Source organism: Amycolatopsis speibonae, from assembly GCF_042647925.1.
Lineage (GTDB): Bacteria > Actinomycetota > Actinomycetes > Mycobacteriales > Pseudonocardiaceae > Amycolatopsis > Amycolatopsis speibonae.
Map to the genome: position 1 here is coordinate 1 of NZ_JBHRWK010000053.1, position 14,678 is coordinate 14,678.

Sequence of the window (14,678 nt, forward strand, 5' to 3'; positions counted from 1 at the left end):
GCACCGGCTTCAACGACATCAGCAGCCACACTCCACAGATCCGCGATCATCACAAGACCCTGACCAGCGTAGACGCCACCACCCCGAATAAACCAACAGCATCGGTGAGTGTCCCCAATGCCACATCGGGGGCACTCTGGGGTTCGGTGACTTGATATTCCGCGGCGCGGTTCAGGGCACCGGAACCTTTGCGGACGTGACGCGAAGGCTCCTTCCCCGCATGCGATGCGGCGAAAGTCCTCTTCACTCCGACCGACAAGACACCTTTGCCTTTGCCGGCGATACCGTCGCGAGGTCACCCGGTCCCGGATCAAGGTCGTGCCCCTCGGCCCTCCACTTATCCGAGCCTTGCCACTCACGAGCCCAAACGCGCCGGAGCCTCAGTAGTCCTTCAGTACCAACGCGTTAGCCGCTTCCGTCAGTGGCCGCATGGCCGCTTTCATCAGCCGATCCCGGAACGGCAGATACGGCAGCATCCGCATCGACTGGATCTGCTTCCACTGCTGAAACCGGCTCTGCTTCTTCTGGTTCAGAGCCGCCAGCGCCTGGTTCAACCGGATGAACGGCCGCATTTCCCTTTCGTAGGAGGCAAAAGCGGCGCGATGGTCCGGCGAAGAGGCCAGTGAACCGGCGAGCACGTAAGCCCCGACGAGCGCCAAACTCGTGCCCTGTCCCGAAAGTGGCGAAGGGCCGTAGCCCGCATCGCCCACCAGGGCGACCCGCCCTTCGGTGAACCGGTCCATCCGGATCTGGGTCATGGCGTCGAAGTACAGCTCGCTCGTCTCCATCTCCCGCAGCAGCCGAGGCACTTCCCAGCCCTGGCCGAGGAAACGGTCGGCGATCAGTTTCCTTTGCTGCTCGGGATCATGCCGGTCGAAGTCGAGTTCCGGTGACTGGAAGCCGAGCATCGCCCGCGCCTCCGTGTTGTTTCGCGCGCTGTACAGGCCCGCCAGTTTCCCCGGCGTCATGTGGAACGTCTGCCAGCGGTCCAGATCGAGGAAGTTCGGCACGGTGAACACCGCGAGAAAGGTGTCCATATGATGCGAAAACTGTTTCTCCGCACCGAAAACCAGTGATCGGACGGCCGAGTGCTGTCCGTCCGCGCCGACGACGAGGTCGAAGTCCCGCGTCTCGCCGCGGGCGAAGGTGACCCGGACGCAGTCGGTCCGTTGCACGATCCCGGTGATCCAGTCCCCGAAGACGTACTCGACGCCTTCCTGAGCCGCCGACGCCAGTGTGTCCGTGAGGTCGTCTCGCAGGATCTCGACGTCGTCGCTGTCGGTGAGCCCGCCGGTCAGCGTGTGGTCGGCGACCTTCGCCAGTGACTTGCCCTCGCCGTTCACGAACGACATCCCGCGCATGTCCGTCTTCAGTTCCCGGAGGCGCCCGAGCACCCCCATCCGGTCGACGACGCCGAGCGCGGTGCCGCGGATGTCGACCGCGTGACCGCCGACCCGGGGCGCGGGAGCCCGCTCGACGACCGTCGGCGCGAAACCGTGCCGTCGCAGCCAGTACGCCAGCGTCGTACCGGCGATTCCCGCCCCCGAAATCAGGACCTTCCGCATGTCAACTCCCTGTGTACGGTGTATTGAAGCACTGCGTACACCGTATGAGTGCTACTACCGGCGCCCAGGAAAACGAACTGATTTACTCCAGTGCACTAGTGCGATTAAGGTAGTGCGGCAGTCGAAGGCAAGCGAAGCGCACTACGGCAAGGAGTCGTCCATGGCCGAGCCGCCCTACCTGCGGATCGCCGCCGAGATCCGCCGCCGGATCGTCGCCGGTGAGCTGCGCGAAGGCGACAAGGTCCCGTCGACGCGCCGGATCATCGCGGAGTGGGGCGTCGCGATGGCGACCGCGACGAAGGTGCTCGCCACGCTCAAACGGGACGGCCTGGTCGTCGCCAAACCCGGCGCGGGCACGGTCGTCGCGAGCCGCACCCGGAAGCCCGCACCACGTACCGAGGCGGAGCTGTCCCGCGAGCGGGTGGTGAAGGCCGCGATCCGGATCGCCGACGCCGAGGGCATCCGCGCGCTTTCGATGCGCCGCGTCGCGTCCGGTCTCGGCGTCGCGACGATGGCGCTTTATCGCCATGTCACCGCGAAGGAAGAGCTGATTCTCGAAATGGCCGACCTGGCCCTCGGCGAGATCCGCTTCCCGCCCGAACCTCCGCCCGGCTGGCGTGCCCAGCTGGAGCTGATGGCCAGGGCCCAATGGGCCTTGTTCCGGCGGCATCCCTGGCTCGCGCAGGCGCTCTCGATCACCCGCCCGCAGCCGTTGCCGAACCTGCTGAGCCACGCGGACTGGGCCACCCGCGCACTCGACGGTCACGGCCTCCCGGCGTCGACGATCATGTACGCGCACATCACGATCTTCACCCACGTCCGCGGCATCGCCCTCAACTTCGAGGCCGAGGCCGAGAGTGAATCCGGGACGGCGGTCTCGGCCGACGCCTGGCTCGCCGAGCACGAACCGATCCTCTGGGACCTGGTCTCCGGCGGTCGTTTCCCGAACTTCGCCGGCGTCGTTTCGCGCGCCCCGTTCGACTACGACCTCGACACGCTCTTCGAGTTCGGCCTTCAGCGGCTCCTCGACGGCTTCTCGGTTCTCGTGGCGAAGGCGAGTTAGCCTCACCCCATGTCCTTCCCCGGTCCCGCCGCCCGCTCCGATGTCCCGCCGTTCCACGTCATGGACGTCCTCTCGGCCGCGCAGGCCCGGCAACGCAGTCACGGGGACCTGGTCCCGCTGGTCGCCGGGCAGCCGTCCGCGCCGGCGCCGCGGCCGGTGCTCGAAGCCGCCCAGCGGGCGCTGAAGGACCACACCCTCGGCTACACCGAGCAACTCGGCATCCTGGAGCTGCGCGAGGCCGTCGCGGCGCACTACGACCGCACGTACCCGGTCGACGTGAGCCCGCAGGACGTCATCCTGACGACCGGTTCCTCCGGCGGCTTCCTGCTCGCGTTCCTCAGTGCCTTCGAGGCGGGCGACCGCGTCGCGATGGCGCGTCCCGGCTACCCGGCTTACCGCAACCTGCTCAAGGTGCTCGGCTGCGAGGTCGTCGAGTTCGCCACCGGGGCCGAAACGAACTTCCAGCCGACGGTCGGCCTGCTCGACGAACTGGGGCCGATCAAGGGACTCATCGTGGCCAGCCCCGCCAATCCCACCGGCACCGTCCTGCCGCCGGGCGAACTCGCCGCGATCAGCGGCTGGTGCGCGTCACACGGCGTCCAGTTGATCAGCGACGAGATCTACCACGGGATCTCCTACGGGGCCGGACTCGACTGCGCCTGGCAGTACGGGCGGGAGGCGCTCGTCCTCGGCTCGTTCTCCAAGTACTTCGCCATGACGGGCTGGCGGCTCGGCTGGATGCTCGCGCCGCAGCGGCTGCACCGCGCGATCGACGTCCTGACCGGCAACTTCACCATCTGCCCGCCCGCGGTCTCCCAGCACGCCGCGATCGCCGCGTTCACCCAGGAGTCGTACGCGGAGGCCGACGGCCACGTCGAGCGCTACCGCGCGAACCGCGACGCGCTCTTCACCGGCCTCAAAGGCATCGGCATCGACAAGCTCGCGCCGGCCGAAGGCGCCTTCTACGCCTACGCCGACGTCTCCGAGTACACGAACGACAGCCTCAGCTGGTGTCAGCGCCTCCTCGCCGACACTGGCGTCGCGATCGCCCCTGGCATCGACTTCGACCCCGTCGACGGCGGCAGGTTCGTGCGGTTCTCGTTCGCGGGCTCGCGCGAGGACATCGACGAGGGGGTCCGCAGGCTCGGCGACTGGCTCACCGGGTCAGGGGGAACCCGGAATTCACCCTGAACGTTAGGCAGAACGAAGGCGCTTACGAGCTTCGCCTGACAACCTGGACTCACCGGGCCCGCTCGGGCACGGTGAGGCAATCGGAGGATGCCATGTTCTGGAAGATCGTCGGCGGGCTGATCCTGGCTTGGGTCGCCTTCATGGTGCTCGGGTCCGTGCTCGGTTTCCTCGTGAAGGCCGTGTTTTGGATCGCCGTCATCGGCGGTGCGGTCTTCCTCGGCACGGCCGCTTATGGCGCCATCAAGGGCAAGGGCACCCCGAAGCAGCTGCGTTAAGGTTTGCGCGCCACCCCGCCGAGCGACGTGAAGTGCACGGGCGAAAGCGGGGTGAAGCGCGGGCCGTCCGGCCACCACAGGTGCGGGTACGTCAGCCCGGGTTCCACGAGGTCGAGTCCTTCGAACAGGGACTCGATCTCCTCACGCGTGCGGTACAGCGTGTCCAGCCCAGTACCGTCGAAGCGCTTCTCGAGCGACGTCGCGATGTCGGCCGCTTCAGAGCCGTCGGCGGGGTTGTGCTGGTGCAGCAGCGCGACGAACGAGCCCGGGGCCAGCGCGTCGACGTAGGCGCGGACGATCTTCCGCGCCTCGTCGAGGTCCGGGACGTGGTGGACGATCGCGCACAGGATCAGTCCGGTGGGCCGGTCGAAGTCCAGCCGGTGGGTGCGTTTGAGCTCCTCGACGACCTCGGTCGGCCGGGTCAGGTCGGCAGCCGTCATATGCGCGAAGTCGTTCGCCGCGAGAATCGCGCGCCCGTGCGCCTGGACCACCGGATCATGGTCGACATAGACGACCTGGGCCTCGGGGTTGTACCGCTGCGCGACCTGATGCGTGTTGTCCACGGTCGGGAAGCCGGAGCCGAGGTCGAGGAACTGGTCGATGCCTTCCCGGTCGGTCAGGTAGCGCACGGTGCGGACCAGCCAGTGCCGGACCTCCTTGGCCATGACCTGCGATTCCGGTGCGAGCTCCAGGATCTGGCGCAGCACCACCCTGTCGGCCTCGTAGTTGTCCTGGCCGCCCATGAGCGCGTCGAAGACCCGCGCGATGCTCGGCCGGTCGAAGTCGACCGGAACGAACGGGCGCTGGTCCGCTGACATGGGCACCTACCGGGGGTGAATCGGTCTGGACGGGTCCAGCGTAGGTCATCTACTTCACCGCAGGTAAGCGGATGAACGACGAGGGTGAATTATTCCTCCGAAGAGCCGAAGGCGGATTGCGCTGTTGTCACGCCGACCCAGCGTTCGGCCTTCATCCCGATCGCCCTCGCACCGTCCACATTGGACTGACGGTCGTCGAAGAACAGGCAGTCGGCCGGTTCGGCGCCGAGTTCGGCGAGCAGGATCCGGTAGATCTTCTCGTCGGGCTTCATGCAGCCGAGGTCGCCGGAGAAGAGCTTCACGCGGAACAGGTCCGCCCATTCCTGCTCGCGCACCCAGCGGCCGAAGGTCGACGACGCGTTGGAGAGCAGCGCGAGCGCCGCACCCGCCTCGTGCAGCCCTTCCAGCAGATCGAGCACGTCCGGTTCGAGGTGCGTCCAGCCGGCGACGTCGATGCGGGTCAGCTCGTCGGCGAAGGCCTTGTCGACCGGCACGTCCAGCGCGCGGCCGACGCTCTGCCAGTAGTCGAGGTCCGTGCCGCCGGAGTCGTACCGGTCCCGTTCGGCCCAGTAGTGCGGCTCGAAGTCGGCGAGTTCGAGGTCGAAAGCCCCGGCCAGGGCAGGCAGCGCGTCGGTGTGCTTGCTGATGACGTCGCCGTAGTCGAAGACGATCCAGTTCATGTTCAGCCCCCGGTCTTGATGCGTTGAAGGGTTTCTTCGATGTCCGCGGCCGAAAGGTCCCGGTGCGTCACGAACCGGATCCGGCCCGAGCTGGGCAGCGTCCGGATCCCGAGCCCGGCCAGCCATGCCAGCCTGCCTTCGAGGTCGGGCGCCGTGACCTGCACGATGTTGGTCTCGGGGGTGTTGACCTCCCAGCCGTGTTCGGCGAACCCGGCCGCGAGCCGGGTCGCGTTCTCGTGCGCCTCGGCCAGATCGCCGACGCGGTCCAGCGCGACCAGCCCGGCCGCGGCCAGCACGCCGCCCTGGCGGACGCCGCCGCCGAGCATCTGGCGCATCCGCCGCGCCTTCTCGACGAACTCGCGACTGCCCGCCACCACCGAGCCGACGGGCGCGCCGAGACCCTTGGAGAAGCAGGCCGAAACGGTGTCGACGCCGACTGTGAGCGCCGCGGGCGGGAGCCCCAGCGCGACAGCCGCGTGCCAGAGGCGGGCGCCGTCGAGGTGCACGGTCAGCCCGGCCTCCTTCGCCACCGCGACCAGCTGGGCGTGCTCGTCGGGCGGGGTGATCGCGCCGCCCGCCGAGTTGTGCGTGTTCTCCAGGCACAGCAGCGGGGTTCGCAGCGCGTAGTACGGCCCGCGAGGGTTGCCGATCGCGGCCGAAAGCGTTTCCGGCGTCGGCCGTCCGGGTCCGGCGTCGTGCTCCAGCGGCTCCGGCATACCGCCCGCGAGCCAGGCGGCGGAACCGAGCTCGTCGGTGATCACGTGCGAGCCGCGCGGCGCGAGGAACTTGTCTCCGCGCTGGAGGTGGAGGCTCAGCGCGATCAGGTTGGCCATGGTCCCGGTCGGCGTCCAGAGCGCGGCGGGCATGCCAAGGAGCTCCGCGGCGCGCTGTTCGAGGGCGCCGACGGTGGGATCGCCGTCGAGGACGTTGTCGCCGACCTCGGCCTTCGCCATGGCCTGTCGCATGACGTCGTCCGGCCGGGTCACGGTGTCGGAGCGGAAATCGATCAACGGGAGAGAGCGCGAGGTCACGGTACGATCACATCACATCGACGGGCTCGCCATGAATCTCCTCCCCGGCTGGTCCGTCGCGCCCGCTCATGCAACCGTGGACGCCCCCGGTTCCGTCCTACCCACCGACGAGGCAAGAGCGGAGACAACAACCGCGTGAACCAGCGCGACGAACAAGAGTTCGCGGAGTACTTCGCCGCGAAGCGGGACTCCGTGCGCAGGACCGCGTACATGCTCTGCGGTGACTGGCATCGCGCGGACGACCTCGCGCAGACGGCGTTCGTCGCGCTGCACCGGAGGTGGACGAAGATCAGAGAACGGGCGGCGACCGACGCCTACGTGCGGAAGACGCTGGTCAGAGCGGCCATCGACGAGTCGAGGCGGCCATGGCGGCGGGAGTGGCAGACCGAAGAGCTGCCCGAACCGCCGCAGGACGGCTTCGACCTCGGCGAACAGGTCGTCACCAGGGAAGACCTGCTGGCCGCGTTGCGCGAAGTGCCCCCGAAACAGCGGGCGGTGCTGGTGCTCCGGTTCTTCGAGGGGCTGGACGTCGGTGCCGCCGCGAAGGCGCTCGGGTGCAGCGAAGGAAACGTGAAGAGCCAGACCGCGCGCGGGCTGGCGAACCTCAGGCAAGTCATGGAGAAGGAGGAGGTGGCACGGGATGGACGAGAATGACCTGAAGGCGTTGTTCCGTGACGCCCCCGGCGACGCGCCGTCGCCGTCCTTCGACACCGCCGACGTCGTCCGCGCCTCCAAACGCGCCACTGCCCGACGCCGAAACGGTATCGCGGTGGCCTGTAGCGCGGTGGTCTTGGTTCTGGCCGGAGTGGGCATGTTCGGCGTGCTCGGCGGAACCGAGATCCCGATGGGGAGCGCCGCCAAATCCGACAACCAAGCTGCTTCCCCGGGGCAACCCGGGGCGGCGTCCGCACGTCCTCTTGACAGCGGGGACCCCTCGAACTTCTCGAATCCGCCGCCTCAGCAGGGGGGCGGCGGCCCAGAGAAGACCGGCCAGATGACGGCCGAAGGCACCTTCGGGTGCGACCAGGTGGACCGGGAGCTCGCCACCGCCCTCGCTGGCGAGCTCCCGGTCCCCGTGGATGTCGCCAAGTCGACGCCCGGCGACATCTGTACGACGGGAGCCAGGTCCGCGGGGTTCCAGGTGCCGGGCGGCTCGATCTCCGCCGCGGTCTTCCCGGCTGGCTCGTCCGTCCCGCCGATGCCCGCCGGTGCCGCCGACGCGCGGCGGACCACCGCCAAGGGATCGCTGGTGATCGTGGTGAGTCTCGGCGACGGCTCGGGCGGGCCCGCGTTCGCCGAGTCCGACGTCGACAGGCTTGTCGGGGTGCTCGCCGCCCGCTACTGAGCCTGGTCCGCTCCAGATCGCGGAATCGCCGGCCTTCGCCGGTCCGGACCTCTTGGAAAACGGCCGGCACGCCGGGAAGTAAGGCCGTGTCCGACGACGGGTTCCCCGGGCACCTGGCAAAATAGCCCGCCATGACCGCCGCAGCGACCACGCCGAAGGGTGAGCGACGCCGTGCCGAGCTCATCGAGGCCGCCGCGTCGTTGCTGGCCGAGGGCGGTTTCGACGCCGTGCGGCATCGTGCGGTCGCCGAACGCGCGGGCCTGCCGCTGGCCTCGACGACGTACTACTTCGATTCACTCGACGAGCTCGTCACGGCCGCCGTCGAGCACCACGCGAACCAGGAACTGGAGACCGGGCGGCACCGGCTCGACGAGCTGGCGACCCGCAACCGCGGGGTCGAGGCCACCGTCGACCTGGTGCTGGACATGCTCCTCGGCCCGCTCCGCCCGGATCGCGAGGCGGACGCCGAAGCGGTCCTGCTGCGCTACGAGCGCCTCGTCGGGACTGGGCGTCGTCCCTACCTTCGGCCCCTGATGCGGACGCTGTCCGCGCAGCTGTACGAACTGCTCCACGAGATCTTCGCGCGCTCCGGCACCCCTGTGGACGCCGCCGAGCTGGAGCGGCTGGTCGCCCTGGTCGACGGTGCCGTGGTCAACGCGCTGATCGAGGTCGACCCGGAGCCGCGCGCCGCCGCCGCCCGGATGCTGCAGACCGCCCTGGCCTGACTCCGCTCTCTTCCGCCGCGTTTCGCCCTCTGAATGCGGTGGTCCGTCTCTCCGCGACTCACGTGATCGGACCCGTAACTCACGTGCTTGAACACGGAACTTGCGTATTTGAAGGCGGAACTCGTGTGTGCGGTGTCCAATCACGTGAGTTCCGCCTTCAGTCACGCGTGTTCCGGGTTCAAGCACGCGAGATCCGCCGGAGGGCACGACACGAATCACTGGAGGGCGAAGTGCGGGAGGGCGTTCGGCCGCGAGCGAGAGCCGATCCCGGCCGGGTTAGTCTGGCCGCGTGACGGACAAGCCCCGCATCCCCAACGTGCTCGCCGGCCGCTACGCCTCGCCTGAGCTGGTCGAACTCTGGTCCCCGGAACGCAAGGTCGTGCTGGAGCGTGAGCTCTGGCTCGCCGTGCTCCGGGCGCAGGCCGACCTCGGCGTCGAGGTGCCGGACGGTGTGGTCGCCGACTACGAGCGCGTGCTGGAGCAGGTCGACCTCGACTCGATCGCCGCGCGCGAGCGGGTCACCCGTCACGATGTGAAGGCCCGGATCGAGGAGTTCAACGCGCTCGCCGGGCACGAGCACGTCCACAAGGGCATGACCTCGCGTGACCTCACCGAGAACGTCGAGCAGCTGCAGCTGCTGCGCTCGCTGGAGCTGATGCGCGGCCGCGTCGGCGCGGTGCTGGCGCGCCTCGCCTCGATCGCGGTCGAACACGCCGACACGGTGATGGCCGGCCGCTCGCACAACGTCGCCGCGCAGGCGACGACCCTGGGCAAGCGGTTCGCCACCGCCGCCGACGAACTGCTGGTCGCGTTCGAGCGGCTCGAGAACCTGATCGGCCGGTACCCGCTGCGCGGGATCAAGGGCCCGGTCGGCACCGCGCAGGACATGCTCGACCTGCTCGGCGACGAGTCCACTTTGGACGAACTGGAGAAGCGGGTCGCGGCGCACCTCGGGTTCGAGAACGTGTTCACCAGCGTCGGCCAGGTGTACCCGCGTTCGCTCGACTTCGACGTGCTGTCCACCGTGGTCCAGCTCGCGGCCGCCCCGTCGAGCCTGGCGAAGACGATCCGCCTGATGGCGGGCAACGAACTGGTCACCGAGGGCTTCAAACCGGGCCAGGTCGGTTCGTCGGCCATGCCGCACAAGATGAACACGCGTTCGTGCGAACGGGTCAACGGGCTCGCCGTCGTGCTGCGCGGCTACCTGTCGATGATCGGCGAACTCGCCGGTGACCAGTGGAACGAAGGCGACGTGTCCGACTCCGTCGTCCGCCGGGTCGCGCTGCCCGACGCGTTCTTCGCGCTGGACGGGCTGCTGGAGACCTTCCTCACGGTGCTGGCCGAGTTCGGGGCCTTCCCGGCGGTCATCGCCCGTGAGCTCGATCGCTATCTGCCTTTCCTCGCGACCACCAAGGTGCTCATGGCCTCGGTCCGCGCGGGTGTCGGGCGTGAAACCGCTCACGAGGCGATCAAGGAGAACGCCGTCGGCGTCGCGCTCGCCATGCGGGAGCAGGGGCTGGCGGAGAACGACCTCCTCGACCGGCTCGCCGCCGACGAGCGGATCCCGCTCGACCGCGGTGAGCTGGACAAACTGCTCGCCGACCGGATCTCGTTCACCGGTGTCGCCCCGCGTCAGGTGGCCGCGATCGCCGCCCGCGTCTCGGACATCCTGGAGCGTTTCCCGGAGGCCGCCGGTTACTCGCCTGCCCCGATCCTCTGACCGCAGCCGAAGGACGCTTTCCCCGCATGTGACGGGGGGAAAGCATCCTTCGCCGCGTGAGATGAGGGCAAAGTCCCCTTCAGCCGCCCTCACGCAGTGTGAGCGAACCCACCCGATGACGTTCACAGAGTGAGATGGGATTACTCGATCGGGCGAAATGCCTAATCTCGATCGCTGAACCCGGAGCGCCAGGCCGCCCATGAGGCGGCCTGGCGTGTTTGTATCGCGCCTTGGCGCCGAAACCCACGGAAGAAGCGATGAGATCCACATGGGAGAAAATCGTCGCCGTCGTCACGGCGGGCGCGGCCACCCTTGCCCTCGCCGCCTGCGGCTCCGGTGACACGGGCGCGAGCGGCCAGAAACTGCGGGTCGGCACCCTGACCGACGCGCCGCCGTCCATCTACCTGGAGAACGGCACGTTCACCGGCTACGACAACGAGCTGCTGCGCGACATCGCGAAGCGCGAGGGCTTCGAGGTCGAGTTCGTCGGCACCGAGTTCGCCGGTCTGCTGGCCTCCGTCGCCACGAACAAGTTCGACATCGGCAGCTCCACGATCTCCACCACCGAAGCCCGCAAGAAGACCGTCGCCTTCAGCAACGGCTACTCCACCGGGTTCACCACGATCGTCACCAAGAAGGGCGCGGCGCTCAAGGACGTCGCCTCCTTCAGCGGCAAGCGGCTCGGCGTCGTGCAGGCGTCGGTGCAGGACGACTTCGCGAGCGGCAAGGTGCCCGGCGCCAACGTCGTCCGGTTCCCCGACTACAACGCCGGTTTCGCGCAGCTGAAGGCCGGCGGCCTCGACGGCTGGGTCGTGCCGAAGGACATCGGGCAGAAGTACCTCGACCAGAACCCGGCCGTGCCGCTGGAGCTCGGCTACACCGTCGAGACCAAGGACACGCCGTCCGCGTTCGCCGTCCGCAAGGACAACAAGGACCTGCTGAAGAAGCTCAACGACGGCCTCGCGAAGGCCGTGGCGGACGGCACCGTCGCCCGCCTGCACGCTCGGTTCTTCAAGACCGAGCCGCTGCCCAAGGAACTCGAACAGGGCGGCCCCGGCCTGCCCGTGCAGAACGCGGGGATTTGAAAACGATGAAAAAGATACTCCTCGCCACGTTGGCCGCCGGTCTCGTCGCCGTGCTCGCCGCCTGCGGTGGCGGCGAATCCGCCACCGAGAAGACCCTTCGTGTCGGCACGCTGAGCGACGCTCCGCCGAACATCTACGTCGAGAACGGCAACTTCACCGGCTTCGACAACGAACTGCTGAAGGCCATCGCCGCCAAGCAGAACCTGAAACTCGAGTTCGCCTCGACCGACTTCTCGTCGCTGCTGGGCCAGGTCGCGAACAACCAGTTCGACATCGGCAGCTCGGCCATCGCGCAGACCGACGAGCGCAAGAAGAACGTCGACTTCTCCAGCCCGTACAACTTCGAAGTGATGAGCATCCAGACCAAGGACGGCTCGCCGATCACCGAGGAGAAGGCCCTTTCCGGCAAGCGGGTCGCGGTCATCCAGGCGACCGTCGGCGACAAGTGGCTCACCTCGACCGTGCCGGACGCGCAGGCCGTGCGTTTCCCGGGGTACGCCCCCGCGCTGGCCGCGCTGAAGAGCGGCGCCGTCGACGCCTACATCCTCGACCAGGCGATCGCCGAGACGAACGTCAAGGAGAGCGCAGACACGAAGCTCAAGGTCGTGAAGTCCTTCACCACCGACGTGCCGCACGGTTTCGCGGTGAAGAAGGGCAACACCGAGCTGCTCACCAAGATCAACGACGGCCTCAAGCAGGTCATCGCCGACGGCACCTGGGTGAAACTGCACGAGAAGTTCCTGCCCACGGCGCCGGTCCCGGACCAGTTCAAGGCGTGAGGATCACGATGAAGAAGTCACTTGCCGCCGCTGTCGGCGCCGCCCTCCTGGCGGTGCTGGCGGCGTGCGGCGGCGGTGAGGACGCCGGCGCGGGTACCCTGCGCGTCGGCACCCTCAGCGACTCGAAACCCAACGCCTATCAGGAAAACGGCGTGTTCACCGGGTTCGACAACGAGCTGCTGAGGGCCATCGCCGCGAACCAGAACCTGAAACTCGAGTTCGTCTCCACGGAGTTCTCGGCGCTGCTGAGCCAGGTCGCCACCGGCAAGTTCGACATCGGCAGCTCGGGGATCTCCCAGACCGACGAACGCCGCAAGACCGTCGACTTCTCGGCGCCGTACAACTACCAGTCGCTCGGCATCGAAGCCCGCGAAGGCAGCGGGATCACCGACGAGAACTCCTTGGCGGGCAAGCGGATCGGCGTCGTCCAGGGAACCGTTTCGGACAGCTGGCTGGCCGCGAACGCGCCCACCGCGCAGGCCGTGCGGTTCCCGCAGGACGCCGCCACACTGGCCGCGCTGAAGAACGGTGCCATCGACGGCGCGATCTTCGACCAGGCGACCGCCGAGGACTACGCGGCCAAGAACCCGGACGCGAAGCTCAAGGTGGTCAAGGCGATCACCACGACCATCCCGCACGGTTTCGCCGTCAAGAAGGGCAACACCGAACTCGCGGGCAAGATCAACGCGGGTCTCAAGGCGGTCATCGCCGACGGGACCTGGGAAAAGGTGCACCAGCGGTTCGAACCGAACGCGCCGGTGCCCGCGGACTTCAAGGCCGGGCAGCGATAAGTGAACGACTTCTTCACCACCTTCCTCAACTGGGACTACATCTGGGAAGTCCTCCCGGACCTCCTCGAGACCGGCCTGCTGAACACGCTGATCATGTCGGTGTTCTCGGCGGTGATCGGCACCGTGCTCGGCATGCTGCTGGCCACCATGGGCCTGTCCACCAAGGTGTGGCTGCGCTGGCCCGCCCGGGTGTACACCGACATCTTCCGCGGCCTGCCCGCGATCCTGACCATCCTGGTGATCGGGCAGGGCGGCGGGATCCTCATCCCGTCGATGGCCAGGAACACCTACCCGCTGGGCATCCTGGCGCTCAGCCTGATCGCGGCCGCCTACATCGGCGAGATCTTCCGGGCAGGCATCCAGAGTGTCGAAAAAGGACAGATGGAGGCCAGCCGCGCGCTGGGCATGAGCTACACCAAGGCGATGGCGCTCGTCGTCATCCCGCAAGGGGTGCGGCGCGTGCTGCCCGCGCTGGTGAACCAGTTCATCGCGCTGGTCAAGGACTCCAGCCTGGTGTACTTCCTCGGTTTCCTCGCCGAGCAGCGTGACCTGTTCCGCATCGGGCAGGACCTCGCGGCCAACACCGGGAACCTGTCGCCGCTGGTCGCGGCGGGTGTCTTCTACCTGGTGATCACCGTGCCGCTGACGCATCTGGTCAACTACATCGACAAGAAGCTGCGCACCGGCAGGAAGGTCCGGCCCGACGACGGTGACGAACTGGAAGTCCTGAACGCCGGAAAGGTGCCGATGTCATGACCGCCGCCATCCGTTCGTCGAGCGTCGAGCTCCGCGACATCCACGTCTCCTTCGGCACCCTCGAAGTGCTGAAGGGCGTGAACCTCAAGGTCGAGAAGGGCCGCACGACCTTCATCATCGGGCCTTCGGGCTCCGGCAAGTCGACGCTGCTGCGCTGCGTGAACCGCCTGCAAGAGCCCGACTCGGGCGACTTGCTGCTGGGCGGCGAGAGCGTCATCTCGTCCGACCCGGACGCGCTGCGCCAGCGGGTCGGGATGGTGTTCCAGCACTTCAACCTGTTCGGCCACCGCAGCGTGCTGGACAACATCACCCTGCCGCTGCGCAGTGTGCGGAAGCTCGGCAAGGAGGAGGCGGCGGAGATAGCGCACGCCCGCCTCGCCGAGGTCGGCCTCGCCGACAAGGCGCCGTACCGGCCGAGCGCGCTTTCGGGCGGGCAGCAGCAGCGGGTCGCGATCGCGCGGGCGCTCGCGATGGAGCCCGAGGTCATGCTGTTCGACGAGGCCACCAGCGCGCTGGACCCGGAGCTGGTCAAGGGCGTCCTCACCCTGATGGCCGGGCTCGCCGAGCGCGGGCTGACGCTGCTCGTGGTCACCCACGAGATGGGCTTCGCGCGCGGCGTCGCCGACGAGGTCGCGTTCATGGACGACGGGAAGATCGTCGAACACGACGCACCGGAGGCGATCTTCGACGCTCCGCGGAGCGAGCGTCTGCAGCGCTTCCTTTCCCAGGTGCTCTGACGCGGTGTCCATGAAGGCCTCCTTGGTCGTGAGTGGCAAGTGTCGTTCTAACCCCACTTGCCACTCACGACCACCCCGACCGAGGCCTCACCTGCCCCTCACCTCCTCCTCAGCAGC

General features: G+C 68.1%; 16 protein-coding genes. 12 read left to right on the top strand and 4 right to left on the bottom strand.

Going from position 1 to position 14,678, the window contains the following annotated elements:
- Positions 1–380: 380 nt before the first annotated feature.
- A complete protein-coding gene (locus tag ACFOSH_RS29330) occupies positions 381–1,565 on the bottom strand; it encodes an FAD-dependent monooxygenase (RefSeq protein WP_378242317.1) in 1,185 nt (394 codons plus the stop codon).
- A 160-nt stretch (positions 1,566–1,725) separates the two neighbouring features.
- On the opposite strand from ACFOSH_RS29330, the gene ACFOSH_RS29335 reads away from it, so the two are divergent.
- From ACFOSH_RS29335 to ACFOSH_RS29345, 3 genes are all read left to right on the top strand, one after another.
- Positions 1,726–2,628, top strand: a complete 903-nt coding sequence (locus tag ACFOSH_RS29335) for a TetR/AcrR family transcriptional regulator C-terminal domain-containing protein (RefSeq protein ID WP_378242318.1) — start codon at positions 1,726–1,728, stop codon at positions 2,626–2,628.
- A gap of 9 nt (positions 2,629–2,637) precedes the next feature.
- A complete protein-coding gene (locus ACFOSH_RS29340) occupies positions 2,638–3,819 on the top strand; it encodes a pyridoxal phosphate-dependent aminotransferase (RefSeq protein ID WP_378242319.1) in 1,182 nt (393 codons plus the stop codon).
- Positions 3,820–3,911: 92 nt separating this feature from the next.
- Positions 3,912–4,094 carry a hypothetical protein gene (locus tag ACFOSH_RS29345; protein WP_005152523.1) on the top strand — a complete coding sequence of 61 codons (183 nt, stop codon included), beginning with the start codon at positions 3,912–3,914 and terminating at the stop codon, positions 4,092–4,094.
- On the opposite strand, the gene ACFOSH_RS29350 is transcribed toward ACFOSH_RS29345, so the two are convergent.
- The 3 genes from ACFOSH_RS29350 to ACFOSH_RS29360 form a co-directional block, all read right to left on the bottom strand.
- On the bottom strand, positions 4,091–4,912 hold the full coding sequence (locus ACFOSH_RS29350; RefSeq protein WP_378242320.1) for an SAM-dependent methyltransferase: 822 nt from the start codon (positions 4,910–4,912) through the stop codon (positions 4,091–4,093). The two genes, ACFOSH_RS29345 and ACFOSH_RS29350, sit on opposite strands and share 4 nt — an antisense overlap.
- Positions 4,913–5,001: 89 nt before the next feature.
- Entirely contained in the window at positions 5,002–5,592 is a 591-nt protein-coding gene (locus tag ACFOSH_RS29355; RefSeq protein ID WP_378242321.1) for an HAD family hydrolase, read from the bottom strand.
- Between the two features lie 2 nt (positions 5,593–5,594).
- Complete coding sequence (locus ACFOSH_RS29360) at positions 5,595–6,623, bottom strand: threonine aldolase family protein (protein WP_378242322.1); 1,029 nt, start codon at positions 6,621–6,623, stop codon at positions 5,595–5,597.
- A 135-nt stretch (positions 6,624–6,758) separates the two neighbouring features.
- Between ACFOSH_RS29360 and ACFOSH_RS29365 the strand changes: the two genes are divergently transcribed.
- The 9 genes from ACFOSH_RS29365 to ACFOSH_RS29405 all read left to right on the top strand — a co-directional run bounded on the left by ACFOSH_RS29365 (position 6,759) and on the right by ACFOSH_RS29405 (position 14,561).
- The gene (locus ACFOSH_RS29365) at positions 6,759–7,277 is read left to right on the top strand and encodes a SigE family RNA polymerase sigma factor (RefSeq protein WP_378242323.1); all 519 of its coding nucleotides are present in this window, start codon (positions 6,759–6,761) and stop codon (positions 7,275–7,277) included.
- The gene (locus ACFOSH_RS29370) at positions 7,264–7,968 is read left to right on the top strand and encodes a hypothetical protein (protein ID WP_378242324.1); all 705 of its coding nucleotides are present in this window, start codon (positions 7,264–7,266) and stop codon (positions 7,966–7,968) included. Before ACFOSH_RS29365 ends, ACFOSH_RS29370 begins: the two co-directional genes overlap by 14 nt.
- Positions 7,969–8,099: 131 nt before the next feature.
- On the top strand, positions 8,100–8,693 hold the full coding sequence (locus tag ACFOSH_RS29375; RefSeq protein WP_378242325.1) for a TetR/AcrR family transcriptional regulator: 594 nt from the start codon (positions 8,100–8,102) through the stop codon (positions 8,691–8,693).
- Positions 8,694–8,982: 289 nt separating this feature from the next.
- Positions 8,983–10,413, top strand: a complete 1,431-nt coding sequence (gene purB, locus ACFOSH_RS29380) for an adenylosuccinate lyase (protein ID WP_378242326.1) — start codon at positions 8,983–8,985, stop codon at positions 10,411–10,413.
- Positions 10,414–10,670: 257 nt separating this feature from the next.
- Positions 10,671–11,498 carry a substrate-binding periplasmic protein gene (locus tag ACFOSH_RS29385; protein WP_378242327.1) on the top strand — a complete coding sequence of 276 codons (828 nt, stop codon included), beginning with the start codon at positions 10,671–10,673 and terminating at the stop codon, positions 11,496–11,498.
- 5 nt (positions 11,499–11,503) lie between these two features.
- Positions 11,504–12,277 carry an ABC transporter substrate-binding protein gene (locus ACFOSH_RS29390; RefSeq protein ID WP_378242328.1) on the top strand — a complete coding sequence of 258 codons (774 nt, stop codon included), beginning with the start codon at positions 11,504–11,506 and terminating at the stop codon, positions 12,275–12,277.
- An 8-nt stretch (positions 12,278–12,285) separates the two neighbouring features.
- Entirely contained in the window at positions 12,286–13,068 is a 783-nt protein-coding gene (locus ACFOSH_RS29395; RefSeq protein WP_378242329.1) for an ABC transporter substrate-binding protein, read from the top strand.
- Entirely contained in the window at positions 13,069–13,824 is a 756-nt protein-coding gene (locus tag ACFOSH_RS29400; RefSeq protein ID WP_378242330.1) for an amino acid ABC transporter permease, read from the top strand. It abuts the gene before it with no gap.
- Positions 13,821–14,561, top strand: a complete 741-nt coding sequence (locus tag ACFOSH_RS29405) for an amino acid ABC transporter ATP-binding protein (protein ID WP_378242331.1) — start codon at positions 13,821–13,823, stop codon at positions 14,559–14,561. Before ACFOSH_RS29400 ends, ACFOSH_RS29405 begins: the two co-directional genes overlap by 4 nt.
- Positions 14,562–14,678 lie beyond the last annotated feature (117 nt).

Coding starts and splice junctions, on each gene's coding strand:
- ACFOSH_RS29330 (WP_378242317.1), bottom strand. CDS start 1,565: ATGCGGAAGGTCCTGATTTCGGGGGCGGGAATCGCCGGTACGACGCTG.
- ACFOSH_RS29335 (WP_378242318.1), top strand. CDS start 1,726: ATGGCCGAGCCGCCCTACCTGCGGATCGCCGCCGAGATCCGCCGCCGG.
- ACFOSH_RS29340 (WP_378242319.1), top strand. CDS start 2,638: ATGTCCTTCCCCGGTCCCGCCGCCCGCTCCGATGTCCCGCCGTTCCAC.
- ACFOSH_RS29345 (WP_005152523.1), top strand. CDS start 3,912: ATGTTCTGGAAGATCGTCGGCGGGCTGATCCTGGCTTGGGTCGCCTTC.
- ACFOSH_RS29350 (WP_378242320.1), bottom strand. CDS start 4,912: ATGTCAGCGGACCAGCGCCCGTTCGTTCCGGTCGACTTCGACCGGCCG.
- ACFOSH_RS29355 (WP_378242321.1), bottom strand. CDS start 5,592: ATGAACTGGATCGTCTTCGACTACGGCGACGTCATCAGCAAGCACACC.
- ACFOSH_RS29370 (WP_378242324.1), top strand. CDS start 7,264: ATGGACGAGAATGACCTGAAGGCGTTGTTCCGTGACGCCCCCGGCGAC.
- ACFOSH_RS29375 (WP_378242325.1), top strand. CDS start 8,100: ATGACCGCCGCAGCGACCACGCCGAAGGGTGAGCGACGCCGTGCCGAG.
- ACFOSH_RS29385 (WP_378242327.1), top strand. CDS start 10,671: ATGAGATCCACATGGGAGAAAATCGTCGCCGTCGTCACGGCGGGCGCG.
- ACFOSH_RS29390 (WP_378242328.1), top strand. CDS start 11,504: ATGAAAAAGATACTCCTCGCCACGTTGGCCGCCGGTCTCGTCGCCGTG.
- ACFOSH_RS29395 (WP_378242329.1), top strand. CDS start 12,286: ATGAAGAAGTCACTTGCCGCCGCTGTCGGCGCCGCCCTCCTGGCGGTG.
- ACFOSH_RS29405 (WP_378242331.1), top strand. CDS start 13,821: ATGACCGCCGCCATCCGTTCGTCGAGCGTCGAGCTCCGCGACATCCAC.